General features: G+C 76.0%; 8 protein-coding genes. 2 read left to right on the top strand and 6 right to left on the bottom strand.

The window, feature by feature from the left end; all coding sequences use genetic code 11:
- Positions 1–142: 142 nt before the first annotated feature.
- Positions 143–1,702 carry an SDR family oxidoreductase gene (locus ACZ619_RS37145; RefSeq protein ID WP_469608764.1) on the bottom strand — a complete coding sequence of 520 codons (1,560 nt, stop codon included), beginning with the start codon at positions 1,700–1,702 and terminating at the stop codon, positions 143–145.
- Between the two features lie 190 nt (positions 1,703–1,892).
- On the opposite strand from ACZ619_RS37145, the gene ACZ619_RS37140 reads away from it, so the two are divergent.
- Together ACZ619_RS37140 and ACZ619_RS37135 are read left to right on the top strand one after the other, a co-directional pair.
- Positions 1,893–2,486, top strand: a complete 594-nt coding sequence (locus tag ACZ619_RS37140; protein WP_469608762.1) for an RNA polymerase sigma factor — start codon at positions 1,893–1,895, stop codon at positions 2,484–2,486.
- A 447-nt stretch (positions 2,487–2,933) separates the two neighbouring features.
- Entirely contained in the window at positions 2,934–3,848 is a 915-nt protein-coding gene (locus ACZ619_RS37135) for a B12-binding domain-containing protein (RefSeq protein ID WP_469608839.1), read from the top strand.
- A 7-nt stretch (positions 3,849–3,855) separates the two neighbouring features.
- Here ACZ619_RS37135 and ACZ619_RS37130 read toward each other — a convergent pair whose 3' ends face one another.
- The 5 genes from ACZ619_RS37130 to ACZ619_RS37110 all read right to left on the bottom strand — a co-directional run bounded on the left by ACZ619_RS37130 (position 3,856) and on the right by ACZ619_RS37110 (position 11,813).
- Positions 3,856–5,361: a cryptochrome/photolyase family protein gene (locus ACZ619_RS37130; protein WP_469608760.1), complete on the bottom strand. Its 1,506-nt coding sequence runs from the start codon at positions 5,359–5,361 to the stop codon at positions 3,856–3,858.
- A complete protein-coding gene (locus ACZ619_RS37125; RefSeq protein WP_469608758.1) occupies positions 5,358–6,731 on the bottom strand; it encodes a cryptochrome/photolyase family protein in 1,374 nt (457 codons plus the stop codon). Before ACZ619_RS37125 ends, ACZ619_RS37130 begins: the two co-directional genes overlap by 4 nt.
- Before the next feature lie 145 nt (positions 6,732–6,876).
- Complete coding sequence (locus ACZ619_RS37120) at positions 6,877–7,359, bottom strand: hypothetical protein (protein WP_469608755.1); 483 nt, start codon at positions 7,357–7,359, stop codon at positions 6,877–6,879.
- On the bottom strand, positions 7,329–10,244 hold the full coding sequence (locus ACZ619_RS37115) for a CHAT domain-containing protein (RefSeq protein ID WP_469608752.1): 2,916 nt from the start codon (positions 10,242–10,244) through the stop codon (positions 7,329–7,331). Before ACZ619_RS37115 ends, ACZ619_RS37120 begins: the two co-directional genes overlap by 31 nt.
- Positions 10,245–10,610: 366 nt before the next feature.
- Entirely contained in the window at positions 10,611–11,813 is a 1,203-nt protein-coding gene (locus ACZ619_RS37110; protein ID WP_469608749.1) for a hypothetical protein, read from the bottom strand.
- Positions 11,814–11,911: the final 98 nt, after the last annotated feature.

Genomic DNA, 11,911 nt, shown 5'->3' with positions numbered 1-11,911 from the left:
GGTGTCAAGCCGAATCCCCCACTGTGCCGAAGACCGAACGCCACGGGCTGCCGGACGAGCCCGAACAAGCGGATGCCCGGTCGTCCCCGGCTTACTCCAACCGCCCGCCGGGGACGGGGGCGTCACCGGGGCCGGCGCGGTGTCACCGGGTCGGGTACGACGGCGTCTCCTGGGCGGTGCGGGCGGTGGTGGACGGTCCGTCGGGGTCGGCACCGGCCGTCCGTTCGGCCGTACGGGCGATGTTGCGGGCCATGCCGCCGAAGACGACGGCGTGGAAGGGGGAGATGCTCCACCAGTAGGCGTGGCCGAGCAGTCCGTGCGGGTGGAACAGGGCGCGCTGGCGGTAGCGGGTGCGGCCGCTGTCGTCGGTGTTCGCGTACATCTCCAGCCACGCCAGTCCGGGCAGCCGCATCTCCGCGCGCAGCCGCAGCAGCCGGCCCGGCTCGATCTCCTCCACCCGCCAGAAGTCCACCGAGTCGCCGACCCGCAGCCGGTGCGCGTCCCGTCGGCCGCGGCGCAGCCCCACGCCGCCCACCAGCCGGTCGGCGATCCCCCGCACGGACCAGGCCAGCGGGAAGGAGTACCAGCCGTTCTCCCCGCCGACGCCCTCGATCACCCGCCACAGCGCCCCGGGCGGCGCGTCGACCGGACGCTCCCGCAGGTCGGTGTAGAGGCTGCCGCCCGCCCAGGCCGGGTCGGTGGGCAGCGGGTCACTGGGGGCGCCGGGCACCGAGGCGGAGGACCAGCGGGTGGCGACCTCGGCGTCCTGGACGCGCTTGAGCGCCAGCCGTACCGCCTCGTCGAAGGCGATGGGGTGACCGGGCGGGTCAGGGACGTAGCGCGTGATGTCGTTCTCCCGGCACACCACCTCGTGCCGCAGCGACTCCGCCAGCGGCCGGGCGATGGACGCGGGGACCGGGGTGACCAGGCCGACCCAGAGGCCGGACAGCCGCGGGGTGAGGACCGGCACCGGCACGATCACGCGCCGGGGCAGTCCGGCGACGGCCGCGTAGCGCAGCATCATGTCCCGGTACGTCAGCACGTCGGGCCCGCCGATGTCGAAGGCGCGGTTCACGTCCGCGGGCATCCGGGCGCCGCCCACCAGCAGACGCAGCACGTCCCGGACCGCGATCGGCTGGATACGGGTGCGCACCCAGCTCGGCGTGACCATCACCGGCAGCCGCTCGGTCAGGTAGCGGAGCATCTCGAAGGAGGCCGAGCCGGACCCGATGATCACGGCGGCGCGCAGCACCGCCGTGGGCACCCCGCTCGCCAGCAGGATGCGCCCCACCTCGGACCGTGAGCGCAGATGGGGCGACAGCTCCGGCCCGGGCACCCCGGCCGGGGTCAGCCCGCCGAGGTAGACGATCCGGCGCACACCGGCGCGTCCGGCCTGCTCGCCGAAGACGCGGGCGCCCCGGCGGTCGGTGTCCTCGAAGCCGCGTCCGGTGCCGAGCGCGTGCACCAGGTAGTAGGCCACGGCGACGTCCCGCATCGCGGTACCGACCGAGGAGGGGTCGGTGACGTCCCCGCGGACCACCTCCACCTCGCCGGCCCAGGGGTGGTCGCGCAGTTTCCCGGGGGAGCGGGCCAGACAGCGCACCCGGTATCCGGCCGCCAGCAGCTCGGGCACGAGCCGTCCGCCGATGTAGCCGCTGGCCCCGGTCACCAGGCACAGGGGCCGGTCCGCCGTCGTCTCCATGGCTCCTCCTCGCTCCAGGGACTTCGGCCCGCGACCCCTGTTCGGATGCGGTCGCGCGGCCGTGAACCCGCGAGTACCCCGTACGGCCCGACCGGTGAGTCGATGCAGACTCGATGCGAGTTGCCGCACCCGGAGTGCCGGGCGGACGGTGGTGATGAGGCAGAAGCCCTCCCGCACTAGGAGCAGCCGCATGACCGCAACCGCCGTGACCGAAGCTCCGCCTGTGGCCATCATGGACCCGGAGCGCGAGCTGGCGCTGCGTTTCGCGACCGGGGACGAGGGCGCGTTGGAAGCGGTCTACCGCCGCTGGTCCCCGCTCGTGCAGTCCCTCGCCCGGCAGTCGCTGGGGGACGGCGTCGAGGCCGAGGACGTCACCCAGACGGTCTTCCTCGCCGCGTGGCGCGGCCGGCTCGGCTACCGTCCGGGCCGCGGGCCGCTGCCCGCCTGGCTGGTGGGCATCGCCCGGCGCAAGATCGCCGACGCGCTCTCCGCCCGTACCCGGCGCACGGACGTCGTCGCCGCGGCCGCGGCGCGCGAGTCGGTCCGCACGCCCGACCCGTCGTGCGCGCAGGACACGGTCCTGGACCGGGTGGACGTCACCCGCGAGCTGCGCCGGCTTCCCGAGGCCCAGCGGCGGGTGCTGTGCCTGACCTTCTACGGTGACCTCACGCAGACGCAGATCGCCCGCGTCACCGGCTGGCCGCTCGGTACGGTCAAGAGCCACGCCCGCCGCGGCCTGCTGCGCCTGGGCCGGAACCTGGACACCGACCACGGAGCGGGATGACGTGAGGCGCACCCCGCTCCGGGGTGCCGGTGACCGGACGGGGGAGGGGAAACCGTGACCGACGAGAACGCCGGAGACCGGGACGCCGGAGACGAGAACTCCGCGCGCCGGAACGCCGGGGACCGGAACGCCGGGGACCAGGACTCCGCGGGCCGGAACTCCGGAGACCGGAACCCTGCGGGCCGGAACCCTGCGGGCTGGGACTCCGAGGGCCGGAACTCCTCGGGCCGGAACCCTGCGGGTCGGAGCTCCGAGGGTCCGGCGTCCGTGGGTCGGAAGAACGTGGGTCGGAAGTCCGAGGGCGAGAAGTCGGCCGAGCCGCCGTCCGTGCGTCGGAAGTCCGCGCGTCGGACGCCCGAGGGCGAGACGCCGGCCGAGTCGCCGCCCGTGCCGGCCGGGGCCGGTCTCACCACGGGTGTGCTCGCCCGCCGCCTCGGCGTGTCGCCCATGACCCTGCGCTCCTGGGACCGCCGCTACGGCATCGGACCGACCGCCCGCACCGAGGGCGGGCACCGGCGCTGGACGGCGGCGGACGTGGCGACGGTCGAGGAGATGTGCCGGCTCACCGCGACCGGCATCCCCCCGGCCGACGCGGCCCGCACCGCCCGCACCACCACCCCGCGGCCTGCGGCGGAGTCGGCCGCCGCGTCGCCGTCCCCGGAACCCCCGCCGCCCGGCGGACGGTCGCGGGCCCCCGGCGCCCTGCCCCTCGGCGATGTGCGCCTGGAGTGCCGGGGACTGGCCCGCGCCGCCGTACGGCTGGACGCCCCGGCCCTGGAGAAACAGCTCACCGCCGCCGTCGACCGGTACGGCGTGGTGGTCGCCTGGCAGGAGGTGATGGTCCCCACCCTGCACGCCGTGGGCCGCCGCTGGGCCTCCTCCGAGGACCAGTACGTGGAGGTGGAGCACCTGCTCTCCTGGCACGTCTCCACCGTGCTGCGCCGCAGCGCGCCGCCCGCCGTCCCGGTGGCCGCCCCGGCGGGCGGCTGCGTCCTGCTCGCCTGCGTCCCCGGCGAGCAGCACACACTGGCCCTGGAGGCGCTGCACGCGGCGCTCGCCCACGAGGAGCTGCCGGTGCGCATGCTGGGAGCCGCCGTACCCGTCGAGGCGCTGGACGCCGCGGTGCGCCGGCTCGGCCCGGTCGCGGTCGTGCTGTGGGCCCAGGAGAGCCACCGGGCGGCTCCGGCCCTGGCCCGGCACGTCGCCGGGCTGCGCTGGGGCATGAAGGGGGCGCGGCGCGGTCCCGCGCTGCTGCTGGGCGGCCCCGGCTGGAACCGGACCCGCCCCGCCGACATGCTCAGGCCGACCGGCCTGCCCCAGGCCCTGGACACCCTGCGCGCGCTGTGCGGCGGCCCGGCCTGACCGCCCCTCAGGGCGTCTGCCCGCGTCGTTCCCGCTCCTGCCGGAGCAGCTCGTCGAGGTCGCGGAGCCGGTCCAGGCCCTGCACCGCGCGCCGCATACGGGCGTTGCCGGACAGCGACCGCCGGTGCCGGTGCAGGAAGGCCCAGTACCCGGCGGTGTACGGGCACGCGCGCGGACCCGTGCGCTCGGTCGGCCGGTACGCGCAGCCGCCGCACAGGTCGCTCATGCGGTGGAGGTAGGCCCCGCCCGAGGTGTACGGCTTGGTGGTCATCCGGCCGCCGTCCGCGTACTGGGACATGCCCACCACGTTCGGCACCATCACCCAGTCGTAGCCGTCGACGAAGCAGCGGTGGAACCAGTCGGTCACCGCGACCGGGTCCCAGCCGCGTTGCAGGGCGTGGCTGCCCAGCACCATCAGCCGGGGGATGTGATGCGTCCAGCCGGTGTCGCGCACCTGCGCCAGCACGCCCGACAGACAGCGCGCGGTGACCGCGTCCGCGTCCAGCTCGGCGAAGTACTCCGGCAGCTCCCCGGTGTGCCCGAGCGCGTTGCGGTGCCGGTACTCCTCGCCGAAGTGCCAGTACAGCTGCCAGACGTACTCCCGCCAGCCCGCGACCTGCCGGACGAAGCCCTCCGCGCTGTTCACCGGGACGGCCCCGTCCCGCCAGGCCCGCTCGGCCCGCTCCACGCACTCCGCCGGGTCCAGCAGCCCCAGGTTCAGCGAGGACGACAGCAGACTGTGGCTCATCTCCGGCGAGGCGGCGAGCATCGCGTCCTCGTACGGCCCGAAGGACGCCAGCCGGTGCTCGACGAAGCGGCGCAGGGCCGACAGCGCCTCCCGACGCGTGGCGGGGAAGCGGCGCGGTCCGTCCCGGCCGACGAACCGCACCCCGTCCTCGCGTTCCCACCGGTCGAGGTCGTCGCGGACCTCGGCGTCGATGTCGTCCTCCCGCGGCCGGTACGGCTCCGGCACGTCGAGCTCCCGGGCGCCGCGCGGCGGGGGTTCGCGGTTGTCGTGGTCGTGGTTGAACCGGCCGCCGGCCGGCTGGCCGCCGTCCATCAGCAGGTCGTGCTCCCGGCGCACCCAGCGGTAGAAGTCCTCCTGGAGCAGCCGCCCGGTGCGCCCGTCCGCCCAGCCGGCGAACTCCTCGTGCGCCACCAGGAAGCCCCGGGCCGGCAGCACCCGCACCCCGGGCAGCGACCGCACCAGCCGCAGCGCCGCGTACGAGGTGGGGTGGCACACCGTCACCGGCCCGCCGTCCACCGCCCGGCGCAGCCCCTCGCGGTAGGTCCCGGCCCGGACGTAGGTGACCCGGTCGCCCAGTTCCGCCGCGCGGTGCCGCATCGCGGAGAGCACCAGGTGCGCCTTGGCCCGGTGGAAGCGGCGCCGCCGGAAGACCGACCTGGCCTCGATCATCACCACGGGCGCCCCGCGACCGGGCCCGGCCGCGCCGTCCGGGGTGAGGAAGTGCGGGCCGAGCTGGTCGCCGAAGAGCCAGTGCGGGGTGGTCACACGCGTCCCCGGGCCCGCTTGAAGCGGTCCAGGCCCTCCGGCAGGGACACCACCGGATCGGGGTAGTCGGTGCTCGCCTGCTCCAGCCCCGGCAGCTTCCACGGCTCGTGCACCTCGGAGCCCTTCACGTCCGCCAGCTCCGGCACCCAGCGCCGTACGTACACCCCGTCCGGGTCGTACCGCTTGCCCTGGAGGACGGGGTTGAGCACCCGGTTGGGGCGGGTGTCGGTGCCGGTGCCGGCCATCCACTGCCAGTTGAGCTGGTTGTTCGCCACGTCGCCGTCGACCAGCAGGTCCAGGAAGTGCCGGGCGCCCGTGCGCCAGTCGACGTACAGCGTCTTGGTGAGGAAGCTGGCGGCCAGCAGCCGGCCCCGGTTGTGCATCCAGCCCTCGTGGCGCAGCTGCCGCATCGCCGCGTCCACGATCGGGTAGCCGGTACGGCCCTCCCGCCAGGCCTCGGCGTCCGCCTCCGCGTTCCGCCCGGTGCGCCACCGGTCGCGGTGGGTCCGGTAGTCGCGGTCGGCGGCGTCGGGGCGCGCGGCGAGCACCTGGCGGTGGAAGTCGCGCCAGGCGACCTGCCGTACGAACGCCTCCGCGCCCGAGCCGCCCGAGTGGCGGGCCCGGTGCACCACCTCGACCGGCGACAGCGTGCCGAAGTGCAGATGCGGGGAGAGCCGGGAGGTGGCGTCGCCCGCCAGGTCGTCGTGCCGTTCCTCGTAGGACTCCACACCGGAGCGCAGCCACGCGGCGAGCCGGCGCCGGCCCTCCGTCTCGCCGCCCGCGCACAGCCCCGGCGACACCCCGCCCACCGCGCCGCGCTCCGGCAGCGCGGCGGAGCCCACCTCCTCCGGCACGGTGACCGAGCGCGGCGCGTCCATCACGTCCCGCAGGCCCTCGGACGACCAGTGCCGGTAGTACGGCGTGAACACCGCGAAGTGGTCGGAGGAGGCCGGCGTCACCGCGCCCGGCGCCACGGCGGTGCTCACCGTGTCGTGCACGTACAGGCGCCGCCCGTCGGCCTCCAGCGCCTGCCGCAGCCGCCGCTCGCGCGCGGACGCGAAGGCGCTCACGTCACCCGCCATGTGCACCTCGTCGGCGTCCGCCTCGGCGGCCACCCGGCACACCTCGGCGACCGTGTCGCCCTCGCGCAGCACCAGCCGGCCGCCGCGCTCGCGCAGCCGGGCGTCCAGGTCCCGCAGGCAGTCGGCGAGGAAGGCGAGCCGGTTCGGCGCGGCGAAACCGGCTCCGTCCACCGACCGGTCCCGCACGAACAGCGGCACCACCCGGCGTCCGCCGTGCAGGGCCGCGCGCAGCGGCGGGTGGTCCGACAGGCGCAGATCGCAGGTGAACACGACGACCGAGGTTTGCATGGGGCCACTTCCGCTTCCGAAGGGGGTGTTCTCCCCTTGGTTCGCCCCGGCGACCGTCACCGGATGCGGCTCGCCGACGGCAGCGGGAGAGGCGCGTCCGCCGGCGGACCGGTGTCGTCCGTTCCCGGCTCACCACGCTTTCCCCTCAGGTGCCCTCCCGCTCCGGGCGGTCCAGGCGGTCCAGGAGGGCGCGGGCGCCCCGTACGGCGAGGACGACGGAGGTCAGCGCGGGGTTGCGGGCGGTCGCGATGGGGATCACGTTGTTGCCGGCGCCCCACAGCCCGTGGCGGGGACGGGCGCCGGTCCAGTGGACGCCCATGCCGCCCACGTTGGTGGAGACGGCGGCGGGCAGCTCGGGGGCGCCGAGCAGGCGGGTGCCGGGGCGGCCCGCCGGTCCTGGGCCTTCGGAGGCGCGCCGCGTCCGGGCGCGTCCGGCGGGGCCGGGGATGGTCTTGACGTGAGTGCCGGGCCGATCGGTCGGCCGCGGGCCCGCGTCGAGCAGCAGGACGCGGGCGGTGGGGTGGTGGTCGCTGACCGCCGCCGCCCACGCGTGACGCGGCGCCCCGCCCACCGCCGGGAACTCCGGTGCGCCGCCGGTCAGATCACGAGGGAGGTCAGGGCCGCCCACAGCAGCGGGGAGTGTTCGACGCGGCCGGCGGACCGCCACCGGGCCAGGCGGTCGCGCTGCCACTGGGCGAGGTGGCGGACGGGATCGGCGCTGTCGTGGGCGGTGTCGACCGCGAGGACCGCCTCGGAGAGGGGGCGGACGGACTCGGGGACACCGGCCAGCCGGTGGAACGCGAGGCTGGTCGGGAGCGCCCAGCGGGTGGCGGTGACCAGTTCGGCCCCGTTGTGGAGCATCGCCGTGGCCAGCCCGAACGACTCCGCGAACCGCAGGTCACCCCCGCTGTCGCAGCCGATCAGGGCCACCCGGGGCGGCGCGGGCCAGATCAGCGCCCCCGGCTCGCCGTCGCCCCGCAACGGCAGCGTGCCCAGCAGCAGGTCCTTGGCCGACAGCGGCCGGTGGGCGCGGACCGGCTCGGTGAGACCGGCGGTCCCCGGGCCGCAGCACAGATGGAGGGCGCCGTCCTCGCTCTGCCCGCCCTCGACCGGCGCGCCGCTGACATGGCCGACGTACAGCAGCCTGCGCGCCCCCGCCCGGAGCACCGTGCCCAGCCAGTCCCGGTCCAGGTCGGTACGGCGGAACGCCTCCGCCGGGGCGGCGGGGGCCGGCACCACGGTGCCCGTGCCGAGGTGGCGCCGGACCAGCGCGAGCAGCTCCGGATCCGAGCCGGGCGGTCCCAGGACCGAGCCGAGCGCCGAGTCGGCCCGGAAGCCGGGCACCCGCGGGTCGAGCACCAGGACGACCGGGCCGGGGCCGGGCCCCGCACGTCCGGCCGTCCGCCTGCGCCGCAACGACGTCGGCGCGGTCGTCACCACGTCCGCCAGCTCGATCAGCCGGGTGTCCCCGTCGTCGACCGCCAGCAGTTCCCAGGCCACCTGGGCGACCCGGGGCGACGGCTGGACACGGACCAGCGGGCGGCCCGCACGCGCCGCCACCTGGCGGATCTGCGCCGTCAGCCCCTCCGGCCACAACGCCTCGCCCAGCGTCCGCGCCAGCCGTCGCTCGGCCCGCACGTCGGTCAGCGCGCCCGATGCGAAGGCGCGCCGCATCCCCTCCGCCCCCTCACCCGCCCCCGGCAGCGCGGCGGCCAACTCCCGCACCGCGCCGTCGACTTCGGCGGCCGGACCGCGTCCGGTGCCGAACCCCCGCACACCCCCGGCCCAGGTCCACGTCATGAACAGGTCGCCCGCGTCCGCCAGCCTGACCTGGACCACCGGCCGGGCGGTCGGCTCGTCGGTGTTCCAGAACGGCACCTCGTCCTCGTCCACGATCCGCCGCCCGTAGCGGAACTCGGCCGCCGCGATGTACTCCTGGAGCGCGACCCGGCCGGACTCCGCCGACATCCGCACCTTCGGCGGCGGAGCGACCCGCAGCCCCACGGAGACGGCGGCCTCCGCCGCGACACCCCCGAGCGTCACGGTCCCGCCGCCGACCTCGCCGTACATCTTCATGGCGGGGTCCGGGAAGACCGGCGCCCTGTCCTGCGCGTCGGACGCGCCGGACGCGTCGGACACGGCGGACCCCGCCGCACCGCCGAGCGCCAACGAGGCGCCCGCACACCGGTGTTCCACCAACTCGAAGAGCAGCCCCTGGTCCTGGCGGCGCACGGCGAGACGGAAGACCAACCGCATCGCCTCGTCGGCCAGTTCGAGCCACTGGCTGCGCGCGTGGGCGGTGACGAAGTCGTGGCGGGCCGCGGCCAGCGCCAGCGCGGCGGGGAGCGCGAGCGAGAGCGCGGTGTCGACGGACTCCCGCTCGCGGTCGCCGTGGTCCGTCCGGTCCAGGTTGTCCTCAAGGGTTCGCGCGAGCATCAGGTCGACCTGCGCGCACCGCTCGTGGATCTCCCGGGCCTGGTACACGTCACGGGCCTGCTGGGCGAGGCGCTTCATCTCCTCGATGTCGCCCCGCTCGTAAGCGTGTTGGGCGCCCAGCAGCATGGTGTCCGCGGCGGCGACCGAGGCGCCGAGCCGCGCGAAACGCTCCAGGCTCGCCGTCATGAGGCCCTGCGCGCCCGTGAAGTCGCCGCGCAGACCGGCGAGATGGCTGCGGGCCTGCTCGCAGGCCGCCAGATCCCCGAACCGCCGCTCTCGTTCGAAGACGGCGGACGCCTCGGCGAACAGCCCCTCCGCCAGGTCGAGTTCGCTTCTTTGCAGGGCGAGGAACGCGCGGTGCCCGAGCAGCGTACCCAGCTCGCCGGTGTCGCCCAGTGCCCGGAAGCCGTCCTCGGCACGGGCGAAGCAGTCCTCGGCCGGGTCGTACCGGCCGGTCGCGGAACAGATCGCGCCGAGCGCGGTCAGCAGGCGTGGGACGGTCTCCGCCGCGCTCGCCGGAGTGGCCGCCAGCAGCAGCGCGGCCTGCTCCTCGGCGGCTCCCCACTCGCCCCGCGCCATCAGCAGGTGCACCCGGCTCAGGCCGAGTTCGGCGGCGCGCAGCCCGTCCGGGTCGTCGAACCCGGGCAGCGCCGCAGCCGCCTCGTCGAGACGGGCCAGCGCCTCGTCGAGACGCCCGGCGCCGCCCAGTACGGCCGAGCCGGCGATCAGCGTCCGCAGCAGGATCTCCAGCCACAACTGACGGCCCCGCGGTCCCATCGGCGCCGACGCGACGCTGTCCAGCAGCGCACGGGACCGCTCGTTGGCGTCCTCGGCCCGGGGCAGGTCCGAGGCGGAGAGGAGGACGCTGGTGAGGTCGGCCAGCAGATGCGCCCGCAGGAACCGCACATCGGGGGAGTCCTCCAACGACTCCGCCAGGGTGAGCAGTTCGCCGTAGGCGGCGCACGCGGCCGCGAAGTCGGCGGCCATGTGACGCTCATGCGCCTCGGCGAAGCCGCTGTCGAACGGCTCCCCGTAGAGCCACACCGACGAGCTCGGTGACTGCGGCGAGTCGGGCACGTCCGGCGTGTCTGGCGAGCTGAGCGAGTCCGGCGTGTCTGGCGAGTCCGCTGAGCCCGCTGAATCCGGCGAATCCGGTGCGTTCGGCTTGGGCGTTGCGTTCGCCTGGTCCGCCTGGTCCGCCTGGTCCGCCTGGTCCGCCTGGTCCATCGGGTCCATCGGGTCCATCGGGTCTGGCTGGTCCGTCGGGTGCGCATGGTCCGGCTGGTCCGGCCCGTGTGGTCCGTCCGGTCCGTGTGGTCCGTCCGGTCCGTGTGGCCCGTCCGGCCCCTGCGGTCCGTCCGGTCCGTGCGGTCCGTCCGGTCCGTGCGGTCCGTCCGGTCCGTGCGGTCCGTCCGTCTCGCCTGTCGTGTCCGTCGTCATCGGTCAGTAGTCCTCACGGGCGGCGGTGGCGGCGGCGAGCGTCTCGGCGAGGAACGGTCCGGACACGTCGTCGTAGGTGTCGTCCACGACGGCCTGCGCCGCTGCGGTCAGCCGCCGCCGGGCCAGGGAGCGGACCGCGGCCCGGTCGGCGCTCGCCTCGGGACCGGCGCCCGGGTCGAACCCGGGGAGCAGGACACCGACTTCGAAGCGGGGCGGCGCCGCCGACGGGAGGGCCGACAGGTCCCCGGTGAGGTCCATGTCCGTCCGGCCGGTCCACACGTCGTCCCGCCGGGCCAGGCGCACCCGGCCGGGCCGGCCGCCGTCGGCCCGGACCTCCGCGACGAGAGGTACACCGGCCGCGGGAGCCGAGACGTGGGCGACGACCTCCACCTCGATCCGCCGCCGGGCCCCGATCGCGCGGGCGGTCCAGGACACCGCGTCCTCGGCGGCGTCGACCAGGCCCGGCGGATAGCGGCGCCAGTCGTTGGTCCCCGAGCCCCGGGCGATCACCCGGCCGCCGCTGGCGGTGCCGGTGCCGACGCCGTGCGAGCCGCCCGCCGCGAGGGCGTAGCCGCCCCGCCGGGTGAACAGCGCGGCGGGGTCGGTCGTAGCGGCGCCGGAACGGCCGTGCTCCGGCCCCTCGTCCAGGGCCGAGCGGAGCAGCCGCAGCTCCGCCCCGTCCAGCCCCGCGCAGTCCGCCGCGTCGTCGACCAGTCGCAGCACCCGGTCCAAGTGCCCTGCTGTGCAAGCCTGTTGACCCGGCGAGTGCCACCAGCGGAGGAGCGGTGCGAGGGCCGCCCGATGCTCCTCGACCAGCTCGGCCGCGCAGTCGTCGGGCTGGTCGCCGAGGTCGTCGAACAACTGCTGGCACCGGTGGGTGAGCGCGGCCGTCTCCAGGCCGAGCACGTCCGGCTCCAGCGCCGCGATGCCGTCCGGGTACGACGCCGGCCACCACCGTGCCGCCCAGTACGCGAAGCCGAGCCGGGCGGCGGCGGCCGTGAGGCCGGACGGCTCGGCCCGGACGCGCGCGCCCGTCGCTTCCCCCGAAGCGGCGTCCCGTACCGCGGCGGCGACGCGCTCGCCGTACACCGCCCACAGCCACTGCTGGGCCCGCCCCGCGTCGTGGACCTCGGCCGTCGGCAGCCCCGCGTCGCCCGGCCCGGGAAGCACGGGCCAGACCAGCACCGCCCCCGCGACATCGAGCACGGATCGCGTGAAGTCCGTTCCCAGAAAGCCCACTTGACCGATTCCGTCATCAGATCCGCGTTGCCCGGGGCCCGGCTCGGCGGTGACCGTCAGCGTCC

Source organism: Streptomyces sp. NPDC104367 (genome assembly GCF_055583825.1).
Note: the sequence above shows the minus strand (reverse complement) of the source record. Positions and strands in the feature narration are given on the sequence as shown.

Bases quoted from the DNA above. Each gene is read 5' to 3' on its own strand.
- ACZ619_RS37140 (WP_469608762.1), top strand. From the start codon at position 1,893: ATGACCGCAACCGCCGTGACCGAAGCTCCGCCTGTGGCCATCATGGAC.
- ACZ619_RS37135 (WP_469608839.1), top strand. From the start codon at position 2,934: ATGACCCTGCGCTCCTGGGACCGCCGCTACGGCATCGGACCGACCGCC.
- ACZ619_RS37125 (WP_469608758.1), bottom strand. From the start codon at position 6,731: ATGCAAACCTCGGTCGTCGTGTTCACCTGCGATCTGCGCCTGTCGGAC.
- ACZ619_RS37145 (WP_469608764.1), bottom strand. From the start codon at position 1,702: ATGGAGACGACGGCGGACCGGCCCCTGTGCCTGGTGACCGGGGCCAGC.